Source organism: Sulfitobacter sp. M22, assembly GCF_021736025.1.
GTDB classification, from domain to species: domain Bacteria; phylum Pseudomonadota; class Alphaproteobacteria; order Rhodobacterales; family Rhodobacteraceae; genus Sulfitobacter; species Sulfitobacter litoralis.
This window is the reverse complement of sequence record NZ_WMEC01000001.1, coordinates 621,676-635,839: the sequence shown is the minus strand read 5'-3', so window position 1 is coordinate 635,839 and position 14,164 is coordinate 621,676. Positions and strand designations below refer to the sequence as shown.

The window sequence follows — 14,164 nt, the reverse complement described above, 5'->3', positions numbered from 1 at the left end:
GTTAACCTTTCAAAAATGCGTCGCGGTCGACGAGGAAACGGTCCGAGAGCGGTAGGCTCGCCGCACCAAGCGCACGCGCGTCAGCACCGATGGTACCTTCGCGCACTTCGGGGATATTCACACCGGGCAACGGCTGGAGCTCGAGCGCGCGCCGGGTCCGCATAACCAGGTCGGCGCGGGTATCTTCGGGCAGCGAGCCATCGATCATCACGGTGTCGAAATCGATCAGACAGGTCGCGGCGCGGATCGCCTGTGCCAGTGCCTTGGCGGCCGCATCAAGCCAACTATCCCGAATGTCTCGTGGGAAATGCCACGCCGCCGGATCGTTCCAGCCATGGCTGTGGCTCTGGCCAGCATCATGCAGCATCGCCTCCAGCGTGGAAAGAGACGCGACATCGACGAGCTGCTGTCCGGATGTACCCGAACCCGTAACGGGCATGGAGCCAAGCGCCCCTGCGTCACCGCTTTTGCCGGTATAAAGCTTGTTGTCGAGCACCAGTCCACCGCCGACAAAATAACCGATATAAAAGTAAAGGAACTCGCGCGGTTTATCGTGAGCACCGAATACCAGCTCCGCACCGCAGGCCGCCGAAGCGTCGTTGCATAGGTAGATTGGGCCCTCAACAAACTTTGCCAACGCCGCCACGATATCGAAGTCGCGCCACGCATCGAGGCTTTGGTTCGCGACGTCCCATGCCCACATGTTGAACGGCAGCGCGACGCCCAATCCCGCCGTCCGACTGCGCTGTGTGGCGGATAGAGTGGCGCGCATTTTTTCTAACGCCCGCTCAGTGAATTTCATAACCGCGCTTGGAGTCGGATGGGCATAAACCTCGCTGCTGTGGCGCAGTACCTTCCCCGCGAAATCGATGAGGATCAGCTCTACGCTACGCCGCCCGACCTTAAGTCCAAGGAAGAATGCACCTTTGGGGGCTAGCCCGATTGGAACAGATGGCTGCCCTACCCTGCCTTTTACCCGCACACCCTTTTTCAGCATACCATCGGCTTCGAGCGCGCGCATGATGACCGAGACAGTTTGCGCAGAGAGCCCCGTCGCGCGGGCGACTTCGACTTTGGGTGTTGGTCCGTTACGGCGCAGCAAAGACAGAACCAGCCTTTCGTTATAGGCCCGCATCCCGCTTTGGTTTGACCCGCGCGTCGGTCGGTCGGCGTGCGATTGATTGTCCTGCAAACCGTCCTCCCCTTTGGTATCTGTGTAGCTTTACCCGCAGAACTCCCAAACAAGCGACAGCAAGTCAATAATTAAATCACTCTTATTTATTAATTGGAGAATTTGCCAAATAACTTCATCCGTGCCCTCCAATGGGCGCGTTCAAATCCTGATGGTTGTGGAAACAAGGGTATCTGCGCCTCAGGCCTGAAGCTCAGCGTCCCAATATAGAAAATCCATCCAGCTTTCGTGCAGGTGATTAGGCGGGAATTTACGGCCCATATTCCGGAGGTCTTCGGCCTGCGGCTGGCGCGGTGGTTTGCGCAGCTGGAACCCGGTCTGATGCAGCGCTCTGGACCCTTTTTTCAGATTACAGGGGCTACAGGCCGCCACGACATTTTGCCAGCTGGTGATTCCGCCCGCTGCACGGGGCACCACGTGATCAAAGGTCAGATCCCCGCGCGCGCCGCAGTACTGGCAGCAAAATTCATCCCTCAGAAATAAATTAAAGCGCGTGAAGGCCACGCGCTTTTGAGGTTTGACATAATCTTTGAGAACGACCACCGACGGGATGCGAATTTGCATCGACGGGCTGTGAACATAATCGTCATACTCGGCGACGATATCCACCCGGTCTAGCCATTTGGCTTTGACGGCTTCTTGCCAAGGCCAAAGCGACAGCGGGTAATAAGACAAAGGTCTATAATCCGCATTCAGCACAAGGGCCGGTTTATTTTTCAGCCCTGCCGGGCTTCGCGTAAATTCAGTTCTAAAGTCGCCGTCCATTGTTCGATCGCCCCTTGCCGTTCCGCGTCCGGTCCAGCGAGACAGCCCCGCTGATGCTTTCGACTATATCTCGTGGTTTGCGTCTGACAAGTCGCAAACGGCTACAAGATGTCGCAGAAGGATTAGGGCGATTACGTAACAGGCATGTGACGGCAAGGGGCTTGCGTCGCGGGGGTCCCCCTGCGCACAGCCAAGGCCGCCGCAGGGGACAGGTCAAAGACCCAGTTTGTCGCGCATAAAGGCAAGCGCCACGCTCAGCCCATCGGGGGCGATCCCGTGGCCTGTGCCCTTCATGATATGGGCAAAGACATCGGTCCAGCCGGCTTCCTGCAGCGTCTCTGCGGCTTGGGGCAAGGACTGCGGCGGGACGACATCATCGGCATCCCCATGCACCAGAAGCACAGGAGGGCGTACGACGATTTCATCTTTCAGACTTTCGGGTGACAGCAAGCGGCCCGAGAACGCCACAACACCGGCCACCGCGTCTTCGCGCCGCGGCGCGACATGCAGCGCCATCATCGTCCCTTGGGAAAAGCCAAACAGCACAACCTGTTCCGGCAGCAGGTCTTCGTCCACCATCAGCGCGTCGAGAAAGGCATTCAGGTCATCGACTGCCTGCATCATGCCGCGCTCGGCTTCTTCCTCCGACGAATTGTCGATCCACGGGATCGGGAACCACTGGAACCCCATGGGCGCACCGGCGCAGGCTTCGGGCGCATCGGGGGCCACGAACAGTGTATCGGGCAGATGTTCACCCAACGGGTCGGCAAGCCCCAGTAGATCGGCGCCATTCGCACCATAACCGTGCAGGAACACGACGGCAGACCGCGTTTCCCCCGAGACCGGTTCGCGGCGCTCTGCGTTTAGTACTCGTGTCATGAAATCCCTTCCCGTTGTTTTGCCACGCGGTAGTACGAAAACAGGATGCGGGCTGCAACCGATCGCCATGGCGACCAGTCCTGCGCCATCGATGCAAGCTGTTTCGGCTTTGGTCGCTGAGGCAGATCAAACAGGATTTTCGCCGCCTCTTGCAAGGCCAGATCGCCCTGCGGCAGGATATCGGCGCGGCCCAGTGAAAACATCGCATAGATCTGCGCCGTCCACAGTCCGACACCGGGCACCGCCGTCAGCGTGTCAATCACCACGGCATCGGGTGCGTCCCGTAAAGCAGTATAGTCGATCCCGGCCTCGGCCAACGCCAACGCATATCGGATTTTCTGGCGGCTCAGCCCCGCCGCGCGCAAGCCCTCCTCACCCGCGGCGATAATCGCCGCCTCATGGGTCAACCCCGCCGCATCCATCTTGGCACGCATTGCATTTGCCGACGCGACAGAGACTTGCTGGCTGATGATCGCCCCGATCAGCGCGTCGAACCCGTCCGCGCGCAACCGCAGAGGCAAGGGGCCAGTCGCGTCCAATGCGATGGCAAACTGCGGCACATGGGCCGCCAGCCACGTAGCACCTTCGACGACATCGGCGTCGCAGGAAATAATCGGACCAGTACTCATAGGCCTACCCCCTTTCGTGGCAAGGCTTCAATCCACCGCAACCCCGCCTCTGCCCCATCCAGCGCCTGAGCGCCTGCGGGCGGTGGCGGGCGATCAATGGCGATCACCCGCATCCCAAGGTCAAGCGCCGCATCCAGTTTAGGGCGGCTTGGCGCGCCTCCGACATTGCGCAAGACCAGCGTGTCGATCTGCAATCGGCGAAACAAATCTGCTTCGGCTGCCCGCGTAAACGGCGGCTGACCAAAGACGGCTTCGGCAAAGGGTGGCAGCGCGGATCGCGCCTGTGCGTTGGTTTGACGCAGATACAGCCGCGCACCTGAGAAAGGGTGATACTGGTCTAACGTCCTCCGCCCGGTCGCGGCAAAGACGCGCGCCTCGGGTCGGATCATCAGCGCAGCTTCGGCCACTGACGCAGCCCGCTCTGCTGGCGCGGTGATATCCCACATGGGCCGCACTATTCGCACATAGGGCAGGTTCATCTGCGCCGCTGCGGCGAAAGCGATCTGGGATATATCAGCGTCAAACCCGTGCCCCGCGTCCAGAACAGCGGTAAATTTATGCACGCAAAGATAGGCCTCAACCTCATCGACATCGCGCGGTGACCAGATTTCAGAAGGTACGGCCAACGGGCCAAAGCTCCGCTCCGCCCGTCGCAAAACCGCCCGTGCAGACACGCCCGCCGCCGCCATGGCAGTAGCAATCTCATGCGCCTCAGCGCTGCCTGCGATCAGCAGGATATTCGGGCTCTGGTTCATGGCGCGACCATCGTTGAGCCCGCCGCCGGACGCAAGGCCCTTGCAGCCCCCCAAAGCCCGGTCTACGCATTCACCATGACAGTGATTGATGACACCCGCGCCAAGCGCAACGTTGCCGTGCTGGTGACCGCGCAGGCCTTTCTTGGCAGCCAGATGCCGATGTATTTTGTCGTTGGCGGATTGGCGGGGCAGCAGCTGTCGCCCAATGTCTGCCTTGCCACGCTGCCGATCTCGATGATCGTGTTCGGGTCGATGACCACGGCACCTTGGCTGTCAACTGTGATGCAGCGCTTTGGCCGCCGTGCGGGGTTCGTTACGGGCGCGGTTGGCGGTATGACGGGGGCCGCACTTTGCGCATATGCGCTGACGGTGCAAAGCTTCATGATCTTCCTGTTGGGCAGTTATCTGATCGGCATCTACATGAGCTCCCAAGGCTTTTTCCGCTTCGCCGCCACGGACACCGCCTCTGACGCGTACCGGCCCAAAGCGATTTCCTATGTTATGGCGGGCGGGTTGATCTCGGCCATCATCGGGCCGCAGCTGGTGGGCATTCTGACCGGCGCGAACGGTGACGCGACCGTCATGCGCTTTTATCCGGTCTATCTGGCCGCGATTGCGCTGAACGCTGTGGGCATGGTGCTTTTCACCTTTCTCAACATCCCCAAACCACCCGTGCCTGCCGTGGATGCCCCCAAGGGCCGCAGCCGGATGGAGCTTTTGAAAACCCCGCGCATCGCCGTCGCAGTGATCTGCGGGATGGTGTCCTATGCGCTGATGAACCTCGTGATGACATCGACCCCGCTGGCGGTTGTGGGCCGCGGCTATGACATCGTCGATGCATCCCACGTGGTGACCGGCCACGTGCTTGCCATGTATGCGCCGTCATTTTTCACCGGCCACCTGATCGCGAAATTCGGGGTCGAGAAGATCCTTGGCCTTGGCATCGCGATCCTTGCGGGGGCCGGTGTGGTCGCGCTGCAAGGGGTTGATCTGAACAACTTCTACATCGCGCTGATCCTGCTTGGCATCGGTTGGAATTTTGGTTTTATCGGCGCGACATCCATGCTGGCCGGTGCGCACGAGCCCCACGAACGTGGGCGGATGCAGGGGCTGAACGATCTGCTGGTGTTTGGCGGGGTGACCTTTGCGTCGCTGTCAAGCGGCGGGCTGATGAACTGCTCCGGCGGCAACCCTGTCGAAGGCTGGGCCGCCGTCAACATCGCGATGATCCCGTTTCTGGTGCTGGCAGGCGGGTCGCTGATCTGGCTGATGCTGCGCCAGCGCAGCGAGCGGGTCTAGCCTACCAGCGCCCCGACATAGCACGCCATGACAGCGGGAAATCATTCATCGGCGGCAATTCCCCCGCGCTAACGCATGCGGGAGAGGCCATCGCCGCGCTGAGCACCTTGTCAGCCGCGCCGAGGCTATACATCGCCGGTCGCGCTGCTTTCGAGATCTTGCCACGGTTGGCCCGCGCCTGTCGCAACCGCGCCCGCGCCTTTTCCGCCAGCGCCACGACGCCTGCATCGGTGCCGTCCAACAGCGGCACGCGCCCCTGCTCGACCAGCTGCGGGATTGCGTGCAGCCAAGCCGCCACCCCCGCACCATAGGCCGCATCCCGCACCGTCGCCTCCTCCGCCGAACCCAAAGACCGCGCGGCCACCCACATCAGATTGCCGGCGGTCTGGTCGATATAGGCGTCGAAATGCGCGGTATCCTCAAAGGCGTCGCGGTAGATATCCCACCGACGTGCCGCGGCCAGAGTGTCCAGCAGTAACGCGTCCTCGGGCGAGATGGCCAGTGCAAGGGGTGTCGCAACCTCGTGCCGCCGTACGACACCACGGTTCGCGATCTCGTCACAGACGTCGCGCCACCATTGCAGCCGCATCTCTGCGATCATGGTTTCCTGCGTCACCCATGGGGCCCGCGCCACTTCGATGTTAAATGCATAAAGCGGGAAAAGCACGCGCCGCGCCGCAACAGGTGCGGCCATGCTGGCGCGAAACCGCAGCGGATCGGCGCGCTCGACGATTCCCGCGCAGGCGTTCAGATCGGCATCAAACTCCATCATGTCTTACCCTTTACGGTCCCGGATCAGCTTCCAGCGGATCGCGTCCAGCAGCGCCTCGAATGACGCATCAACGATGTTTGCCGACACCCCCACCGTGGACCAGCGCCGCCCCTGCCCATCTTCGCTATCGATAATAACCCGTGTCACCGCTTCGGTGCCGCCTTGAGTGATCCGCACCTTGAAATCGACCAGATGCATGTCTTCGAGCAAGGCAGAATACTGCCCCAGATCTTTGACCAACGCTTTGCTCAGCGCATTGACGGGTCCGCGATCACAGCCCTCTGTGTCCATACTTTCGCTCACCGACAGACGTTTTTCGCCGTCGACCTTCACAACGACAACGGCCTCAGACAGGCTGACCATCTGGTCATATTTGTTTTTGCGCCGCTCGACGGTGACGCGGTAGCGTTTGACCTCGAACAGATCCGGCATCTGCCCTAAGGCCTTGCGCGCCAACAGCTCAAAGCTCGCCTGCGCGGTGTCATAGCTATAGCCTTCGGCCTCGCGCGCTTTCACCTCATCAAGGATCTGCCCCAAGGCGGGATCTCCCCTGGCGATGGTCAACCCTGCGCTTTCAAGTCGGCGGCGCAGGTTCGACTGGCCGGCTTGGTTCGACATGGGAATGATGCGCGTATTGCCGACCAGCGCGGGGTCAATATGTTCGTAGGTGGACGGGTCTTTCAGGATCGCGCTGGCGTGCAGCCCGGCCTTATGCGCAAAGGCCGACGACCCGACAAAGGCTGCTTGCTTGGTCGGCACGCGGTTCAATATCTCGTCCAGCGCGCGGCTGATCTGCGTCAGGTTGGCCAAGCTGTCCAAGGGGATTCCCGTGTCAAAGCGGCTGATATAAGGTTCTTTCAGCAGTAGGATCGGGATCAGCGTGGTCAGGTTGGCGTTGCCGCAGCGTTCACCCAGACCGTTCAACGCCCCCTGTATCTGCCGCGCGCCTGCGTCAATGGCGGCCAGCGAACAGGCGACCGCATTTTCAGTGTCATTGTGGGTGTGGATGCCCAGACTATCGCCGGGAATGCCTGCGGCGATGACCTCGCCGGTGATGCGCCCGACCTCGGCTGGCATGGTGCCGCCATTGGTGTCGCACAGCACGATCCAGCGCGCGCCCGCGTCATAGGCCGCCTTGATCGCGGTCAGCGCATAATCGGGATTGGCGCGGTAGCCGTCAAAGAAATGCTCTGCATCAAACAGCGCCTCGCGTCCTTGAGCCACCAGATGCGCGATCGACCTTGCGATATTGTCGGTGTTTTCTTCCAGCGTGATGCCAAGGGCCGCCGAGACGTGGAAATCATGGGTTTTGCCCACCAGACAGACCGTATCCGTCCCTGCGTTCATCACCGCCGCAAGTACATCATCATTTTGCGCCGACATGCCGTTGCGCTTGGTCATGCCAAAGGCCGTCATCTTCGCCCGCGTCGTGGGCGCGGCATCGAAAAAAGCACTATCCGTCGGGTTCGCCCCCGGCCAGCCGGCTTCGATATAATCAACGCCCAAAGTGTCGAGCGCAGTGGCAATCGTCACCTTTTCCGCGGTCGAAAACTGCACCCCTTGGGTCTGCTGCCCGTCGCGCAGCGTGGTGTCGTAAAGGTAAAGGCGTTCGCGGGTCATCGCAGCGATCCCTCCTTCATTTTGCCAGATAAACTCCGGGGAGCGTGAGGGGCTGCCCCCTCACTCCCGCACGTTGCAAAAGCACCAGAGCTGAACGCGAAGCACATCACTTCAAAGCATCCAGCTTGTCAGGGTCGAAGTTGGGAGCCAACTCAAACGACGAAGTGCCGCCAACACCATCAATCACCTTAACGCCTGCGTCTTCTAAGATTTTCCTAATTCTATCCGCTTCTTGGAAATTCTTCGATTTCTTCGCCTGTTGGCGGTTCAGCAGAGCGTTGGCAATTTCGTCGTAGCTTTCATCATCCCCAACGGAGGTAACTCCAATGCCCGCTTTCAAAGCAAGTTGATCCCAATCGCCAACTAGATTTAAGAAATCGAGCGTTGCCGCAAACTCGCTAATCGAAACCGCTGTGCCGTCCGAATTCAGCTTTCGTAAAGCTGTGATTGCACCATGCGTATTTAGGTCGTCGCATAGAGCTAAAATTACTTCTTCGGCTGGTTTCCACCGTCCTTCTGCAATTAGCAACTCCACCATATCGGACGAGTAGCCAGCCTTAGCCAATTGAAGATACCATTTTTCTAACGTCTTTTCCGCTTCGTCGCGCTTCTTCTCCGTCCAGTCCATCGGCTTGCGATAGTGGGTGCTGAGCATGACGAAACGGATCACTTCGCCCGGCACGCCCTGATCCAACAAGTCCCGTACCGTAAAGAAGTTACCAAGGGACTTCGACATCTTCTTGCCCTCGACCTGCAACATCTCGTTGTGCAGCCAGTAGCGGGCCATTTCGTCGGTGCCATTGGCGCAGCAGCTTTGGGCGATTTCGTCCTCGTGGTGCGGGAACTGCAGGTCCAGCCCGCCGCCGTGAATGTCAAAAACGTGCGGTTGGCTCTTTGCCTCTTCAGACAGACGGTCCTGACGAAGGGGCTCTTTCCACAGCAGCTCGTCCGCCATGGCCGAACATTCGATATGCCAGCCCGGACGGCCCCGACCCCACGGGCTGTCCCACCCCGGCGTCGCGTCGTCCGACGGTTTCCACAAGACAAAATCCATCGGGTCTTCTTTGTAGGGGGCCACCTCCACCCGTGCACCCGCGATCATATCATCGACCGAGCGCCCTGACAGCGCGCCATAATTCTTGTAGCTACGCACGCGGAATAGCACATGCCCTTCCGCAGGATACGCGTGCCCCTTGGCGATCAGCCCTTCGATCATCTCGACCATCTGCGGGATATATGCCGTGGCGCGTGGCATGTGGTCGGGCTCTAGCGCGCCAACGGCGGCCATGTCCTCCAGAAACCACTGGGTTGTTTCAGCGGTGATCTCGCCAATGGACCGCCCGCTTTCGGCCGCCCGCGCGTTGATCTTGTCATCCACATCCGTAAAATTGCGCACATAGGTCACATGATCCTCGCCATAGACATGGCGCAGCAACCGGTTGAGCACGTCAAACACGATGACAGGGCGCGCGTTGCCCAAGTGGGCGCGGTCGTACACCGTCGGCCCACAGACATACATCCGCACGTTTTTATCATCGATTGGGATGAAATCCTCGCGCTTGCGGGTTTTCGTATTGTGCAGCTTGATTGTGGTCATGGCGCGTCCTTACGCAAGGATTGCGCGGGCATGGCACTGAAATCTCGGGAAGAAAACGATGTGAGCAAGCCCGCCGGAAGGTCTTAGCAGGTAATACAGCAAATAAGGGGTGGCATCATCTTCATGCGGTCTGCGTAGCCCGACCCGCCCGTGGCGGTCAAGCCTGATTGACAAATCAACCCTGCTCTGCGCCCCTGCGTCTTCACGTTACGAGGGAGAGACGGCATGCAACTATCATCGCGTATTACAGGACTGCTTGGCGGCGGATCAGACGGTTGGGGCGTATTCTTGCGCGCGCGCCAGATGATCGCAGATGGTACCGATGTAACCGAACTGACTATTGGCGAACACGACATCCGTACTGCCGCGCCGATCTTGCAAGATATGTACCGTGCAGCGCTGGCCGGTCACACGGGCTATGCTGCCATTCCCGGCACCACCGACCTGCGCGATGCCGTGGCCGCGCGGCTGCAAGAACGCACCGGCGTCCCCACAACGCGCGATAATGTGCTGATCACACCCGGTGGGCAAAGTGCGCTGTTTGCGGCGCATATGGCGACCTGCAACCCCGGCGATACCGCGCTTTATATCGATCCGTACTATGCCACCTACCCCGGCACGATCCGCGGTGTCAGCGCCCTGCCCCATGCCGTGTTCGCCAGTGCCGATGATGCATTTCAGCCCCGACCCGACGCGATAGCCGCCGCAGCCAAGCAGACCGGAGCAACATCGCTGCTGGTCAATTCCCCCAATAACCCCACCGGCGTCGTCTATTCCCGCAAGACGCTTGAAGGCATCGCGCAGGTCTGCCGGGATCACAACATGTGGCTGATCTCGGACGAGGTGTATGACACGCAGGTTTGGGAAGGCGAACATCTGTCTCCGCGCGCGCTGGACGGTATGGCAGATCACACGCTGGTCGTGGGGTCGATGTCGAAAAGCCACGCTATGACCGGTTCCCGTTGTGGCTGGATCGTTGGGCCGGTCGACGCGATTGAACATCTGACCAATCTTGCGACCCACACGACCTATGGCGTGCCGGGATACATTCAGGACGCCGCCTTGTTCGCGCTGAACCAAGGCACCGCGTTCGAGACCGAAATCTCGGCCCCCTTCCAACGTCGCCGGTTGTTAGCTCAGGATATTCTGGCACGGCAAAACGCCGTCAGCCTCGTTCCTGCCCAAGGCGCGATGTACGTGATGCTGGATATTCGCAGCACCGGCATGACGGGCGAGAACTTTGCCTATGCCCTGCTCGAGAAACACCACATCGCGGTCATGCCTGGCGAAAGTTTTGGCGAGGCCGCGGCGGGACATATCCGTGTCGCAATGACGATCGAGGACACGCGCTTTGCCCAAGCGCTGGCGACAGTGTGCGATTTCGCCGAGGCGCTCGCGGCCTGACACCGGCATCCCGGCAAGAACCGATATGAAAGAATCTAAAAAGGCCGGAGGATAATCCTCCGGCCTTTTTGACTGGCACTTTTTATATATCATCTGCCGAAGAAATCGCGTTGCGACGCCCTCGGCAGATACACCGCCAGTTGTCAGCTTATCAGCTTAGAAACGGTAGGAACCACGAACGTTGAATGTGGTTACATCTGCGTCTGCACCGGAAACACCGCCTACGTCATCAAACTTGTGCTCGAGCAGTTCTGCACCAACGCTGTATTGCTCGGTGATTTTGTAATCCATGCCGATACCGTAGAAGGCACCGTCTTCGTCACCAATGGACGTGTCGGCACGAGCGTAACCGCCGGTTGCGTAGATTAGAGTGTTGCCCAGATCATAGCCGCCTTTGATTTTCGCACGAGCAACGGAGTCGATGCTGCCTTGGGTTACGCCGGCTGCGTCATCCAGGTCGATGTCTGTTTTGTCATAGTCGAGCTCGCCGCCCAGTACGAAGCGACCGAAGTCGTAGTTATAACCAGCGTGGAAACCGTAGGAACCGTTGTCGCCGTCAACACCAAAGTTGGTGTCGGCTTCGGAATAGCCCAACTGCAGACCTGTGTAGAAGCCTGTCCAGTCGCCGCCCAGGTTTGGTGCAGGAACGGGCGCGGTCATTACGGGCTCGATCACTGGCTCCGACAGGCTACCAGCGAATGCTGCGCCTGCGAATGCGGAAGATGCCAGAACGGCTGCGGATGCAAGTTTCATAGTGCGTTTCATAATCGTAACTCCTCGATCAGTTTACATCGGAGCGGGCGCTTCCCGCTTCATCGACACAACACGGCAGCTAAGCTCTGGTTGCAGGATTTCCCAATCACGGGTTGGTGATCGGTAATATGTTGCTCAAATGCACATTCCTTCGGCAGGGCATTGCTGCCGTAGCCCCTTAAAAATAACGCCACACAGGCGGTTTCACCGCACCCTGACACAACACTCGAAAATAAATTTTCCTAAAGTTGGAACCATACCCACGCGCACTGAAGTCAAAATTGGGCAAAAATGCTGCAAAATGTGGCGTCTAGACCGCTATGTGCTAGGTAGCTGAGCAGCCCGGATGGCGGGATTTTCTTCGACTCAGGGGCAAAACGACCATGATCGCATTTCTCACCACCCATATAGAGGTTGTTGGCGTTATCTTGCTGACGCTTGGTGTGGCCTTTATTCTCTTGCAACAGCGCCGCAGCCCGCAATCAACGGCCGCGTGGATCCTGTTTTTGGTGGTCATGCCTTATGTTGCCGCTCCGCTGTTTCTGGCACTGGGGTTCCGCAAACAAGGGAAACGCTACGAGCCCATCCACTTTACTCAAAAAGAAGATCCCCAAACGCCGGTGCATGCGCTTGACCAGATGTTCCAGAACTTCGGCCTGCCCCCCGCGCTAGAGGCGCAGCGGTTCAACTTGTACGAGACCCCGCAAACCGCCTACACCGCCGCGATGGAGCTGATTGCCAGCGCAACGCAGACCATCGACGTGCTGTTTTATATCGTCTCAGATGACGATACCGGTAATCATGTCGTCACTGCGCTGACCGAGAAAGCCCGCAACGGCGTTAAAGTCCGCTTGCTGATGGACCGATTGGGCACGTTGCGCGGCCCCTCCAAGGCAGTCAAGGCACTGCGCAAGGCCGGCGGGGAGGTGCTGTTCTTTTCCCCGATCCTGCAACTGCCCAGCAGTGGCCACCTGAACCTGCGCAATCACCGCAAGATGATCATCGCCGATCACGCCCGCGTTTTTTCGGGCGGGATGAATATTGGCGAACACTATATGTCTGACCATCCCCACGCGGATCACTGGGTTGATCTGGCCTTTACCCTAGAAGGTCAGTCGGTACAGACATTTTGCGATGTGTTCCGCTCAGACTGGGAAGTCGCCTGTGGCGAAGATGTAGACCATATTACTACACCCGCCCCCACAACGGCGGGCAATGCCACGGTACAGCTTATCCCGTCGGGCCCTGATATCGTCGAAGACCCGCTGCACGACGGGATCATTCGTGCGCTGCATCTGGCGCAAACCCGTATCTGGATCGCCACGCCGTACTTTGTCCCGACAGAGCCGCTGGCGAATGCGTTGCGCATCGCCGCGTTGCGCGGGGTCGATGTGCGTATTTTGGTACCGCATAAATCAAACCAGCATATCGCCGACTTTGCACGTGGCGGATACTTGCGCGATGCCCATACGGCGGGTGCTAAAGTCAAATATTTTGAACCCGCCATGATCCACGCCAAAGCCGCGTTGATTGATGATGTGGGCCTCGTGGGTACGGCAAACTTTGACGTTCGCAGTATGCTTTTGAACTTTGAGGCGATGTTGTTCGTTTATGATGCAAGCAGCGTGGCAATCCTGTCGGACTGGTTCAACGCCCGAGAGGCAGAGTGCCACGAGAATATGCCAAGCCCACACTTACCCCGCCGCCTGGCCGAGGGCGTCTTTCGCATAGGAGCACCGATCTTGTGACCCAAACCACCCTTCGCATCGCCAGCTATAATATGCGCAAGGCCATGGGCACGGACCGCAAACGCGATCCGGACCGCGTGATGCGGGTGATACAGACGCTCAATGCCGACATTGTCGTGCTACAAGAGGCCGACATGCGGCTTGGGCCCCGCCCCTCGGCACTGCCGGTGGATCAGGTGACCGCCCAAACCGGTTTGATCGCGGTGCCCGTCCCCAGCGAAGTTAGCATCGGGTGGCATGGCAACGCCGTCCTACTAAGCCCTGATGCAAAGCTGGTTGATGTAAAACACCTGAACCTGCCGGGAATTGAACCCCGGGGTGCAATGGTGGTCGATTTCGACCTCGCCGACATTCCCATGCGCATCATCGCTACTCACCTCGGTCTCATGCGCCGATCGCGTCGCGCGCAACTTTCAGCGTTAATCGCGCATCTGGATGAACAGTCTCAACGTCCGACGCTTATCGCGGGAGACATGAATGAGTGGTCGCTGAACGTCGGTCTTGGACGGCTGGCGCATCATTTTGAGATTTATGCTCCGGGCAAAAGCTATCACGCACGCCTGCCGCTGGCAGCACTGGACCGCATCGCGGTAGACGCCGCGCTGAATGTCACAGACGGCGGCGTATGCGAGACGGACGACGCCCGCCGCGCCTCGGATCACCTGCCGATCTGGCTTGATTTTACGCAGTCAGCGGGTCAGTGAATTCCGACACTTAGCGCTGAAGCATAACATTACAAAACCACCGTATC

The 14,164-nt window shown here is 59.3% G+C and carries 13 protein-coding genes; 4 read left to right on the top strand and 9 right to left on the bottom strand.

What is annotated here, in order from left to right; translation table 11 throughout:
• Position 1: 1 nt before the first annotated feature.
• The 5 genes from GLP52_RS03090 to GLP52_RS03070 form a co-directional block, all read right to left on the bottom strand.
• Entirely contained in the window at positions 2-1,192 is a 1,191-nt protein-coding gene (locus GLP52_RS03090; RefSeq protein WP_336885917.1) for an ROK family transcriptional regulator, read from the bottom strand.
• A gap of 180 nt (positions 1,193-1,372) precedes the next feature.
• A complete protein-coding gene (locus GLP52_RS03085; RefSeq protein ID WP_093733627.1) occupies positions 1,373-1,957 on the bottom strand; it encodes an HNH endonuclease in 585 nt (194 codons plus the stop codon).
• A gap of 213 nt (positions 1,958-2,170) precedes the next feature.
• On the bottom strand, positions 2,171-2,836 hold the full coding sequence (locus GLP52_RS03080) for an alpha/beta hydrolase (RefSeq protein WP_237271543.1): 666 nt from the start codon (positions 2,834-2,836) through the stop codon (positions 2,171-2,173).
• Entirely contained in the window at positions 2,833-3,465 is a 633-nt protein-coding gene (locus tag GLP52_RS03075) for a DNA-3-methyladenine glycosylase family protein (protein WP_237271542.1), read from the bottom strand. Before GLP52_RS03075 ends, GLP52_RS03080 begins: the two co-directional genes overlap by 4 nt.
• Complete coding sequence (locus tag GLP52_RS03070; RefSeq protein ID WP_237273357.1) at positions 3,462-4,220, bottom strand: precorrin-6A/cobalt-precorrin-6A reductase; 759 nt, start codon at positions 4,218-4,220, stop codon at positions 3,462-3,464. The genes GLP52_RS03075 and GLP52_RS03070 overlap by 4 nt, the downstream gene beginning before the upstream one ends.
• Positions 4,221-4,295: 75 nt before the next feature.
• Between GLP52_RS03070 and GLP52_RS03065 the strand changes: the two genes are divergently transcribed.
• On the top strand, positions 4,296-5,519 hold the full coding sequence (locus tag GLP52_RS03065) for an MFS transporter (protein WP_237271540.1): 1,224 nt from the start codon (positions 4,296-4,298) through the stop codon (positions 5,517-5,519).
• A gap of 1 nt (position 5,520) precedes the next feature.
• On the opposite strand, the gene GLP52_RS03060 is transcribed toward GLP52_RS03065, so the two are convergent.
• From GLP52_RS03060 to cysS, 3 genes are all read right to left on the bottom strand, one after another.
• A complete protein-coding gene (locus tag GLP52_RS03060) occupies positions 5,521-6,288 on the bottom strand; it encodes a squalene/phytoene synthase family protein (RefSeq protein ID WP_237272636.1) in 768 nt (255 codons plus the stop codon).
• Positions 6,289-6,294: 6 nt separating this feature from the next.
• Positions 6,295-7,911, bottom strand: a complete 1,617-nt coding sequence (gene cimA, locus GLP52_RS03055) for a citramalate synthase (protein ID WP_237271539.1) — start codon at positions 7,909-7,911, stop codon at positions 6,295-6,297.
• Positions 7,912-8,017: 106 nt separating this feature from the next.
• Positions 8,018-9,508, bottom strand: coding sequence for a cysteine--tRNA ligase (gene cysS, locus GLP52_RS03050; protein ID WP_237271538.1), 1,491 nt, complete (start codon positions 9,506-9,508; stop codon positions 8,018-8,020).
• 225 nt (positions 9,509-9,733) lie between these two features.
• On the opposite strand from cysS, the gene GLP52_RS03045 reads away from it, so the two are divergent.
• On the top strand, positions 9,734-10,912 hold the full coding sequence (locus GLP52_RS03045) for a pyridoxal phosphate-dependent aminotransferase (protein WP_237271537.1): 1,179 nt from the start codon (positions 9,734-9,736) through the stop codon (positions 10,910-10,912).
• Between the two features lie 156 nt (positions 10,913-11,068).
• Here the strand turns inward: GLP52_RS03045 and GLP52_RS03040 are convergent, their stop codons facing one another.
• Positions 11,069-11,677, bottom strand: coding sequence for an outer membrane protein (locus GLP52_RS03040; protein ID WP_237271536.1), 609 nt, complete (start codon positions 11,675-11,677; stop codon positions 11,069-11,071).
• 371 nt (positions 11,678-12,048) lie between these two features.
• Here GLP52_RS03040 and GLP52_RS03035 point away from each other — a divergent pair, with 371 nt between their 5' ends.
• Together GLP52_RS03035 and GLP52_RS03030 are read left to right on the top strand one after the other, a co-directional pair.
• The gene (locus tag GLP52_RS03035) at positions 12,049-13,413 is read left to right on the top strand and encodes a phospholipase D-like domain-containing protein (protein ID WP_093733618.1); all 1,365 of its coding nucleotides are present in this window, start codon (positions 12,049-12,051) and stop codon (positions 13,411-13,413) included.
• Positions 13,410-14,117 (top strand): endonuclease/exonuclease/phosphatase family protein, encoded by a 708-nt coding sequence (locus tag GLP52_RS03030; protein WP_237271535.1) that lies wholly within the window; start codon positions 13,410-13,412, stop codon positions 14,115-14,117. The genes GLP52_RS03035 and GLP52_RS03030 overlap by 4 nt, the downstream gene beginning before the upstream one ends.
• Positions 14,118-14,164: the final 47 nt, after the last annotated feature.

Bases quoted from the DNA above. Each gene is read 5' to 3' on its own strand.
- cimA (WP_237271539.1), bottom strand. From the start codon at position 7,911: ATGACCCGCGAACGCCTTTACCTTTACGACACCACGCTGCGCGACGGG.
- GLP52_RS03045 (WP_237271537.1), top strand. From the start codon at position 9,734: ATGCAACTATCATCGCGTATTACAGGACTGCTTGGCGGCGGATCAGAC.
- GLP52_RS03040 (WP_237271536.1), bottom strand. From the start codon at position 11,677: ATGAAACGCACTATGAAACTTGCATCCGCAGCCGTTCTGGCATCTTCC.
- GLP52_RS03075 (WP_237271542.1), bottom strand. From the start codon at position 3,465: ATGAGTACTGGTCCGATTATTTCCTGCGACGCCGATGTCGTCGAAGGT.
- GLP52_RS03060 (WP_237272636.1), bottom strand. From the start codon at position 6,288: ATGGAGTTTGATGCCGATCTGAACGCCTGCGCGGGAATCGTCGAGCGC.
- GLP52_RS03085 (WP_093733627.1), bottom strand. From the start codon at position 1,957: ATGGACGGCGACTTTAGAACTGAATTTACGCGAAGCCCGGCAGGGCTG.
- cysS (WP_237271538.1), bottom strand. From the start codon at position 9,508: ATGACCACAATCAAGCTGCACAATACGAAAACCCGCAAGCGCGAGGAT.
- GLP52_RS03070 (WP_237273357.1), bottom strand. From the start codon at position 4,220: ATGAACCAGAGCCCGAATATCCTGCTGATCGCAGGCAGCGCTGAGGCG.
- GLP52_RS03080 (WP_237271543.1), bottom strand. From the start codon at position 2,836: ATGACACGAGTACTAAACGCAGAGCGCCGCGAACCGGTCTCGGGGGAA.
- GLP52_RS03035 (WP_093733618.1), top strand. From the start codon at position 12,049: ATGATCGCATTTCTCACCACCCATATAGAGGTTGTTGGCGTTATCTTG.
- GLP52_RS03065 (WP_237271540.1), top strand. From the start codon at position 4,296: ATGACAGTGATTGATGACACCCGCGCCAAGCGCAACGTTGCCGTGCTG.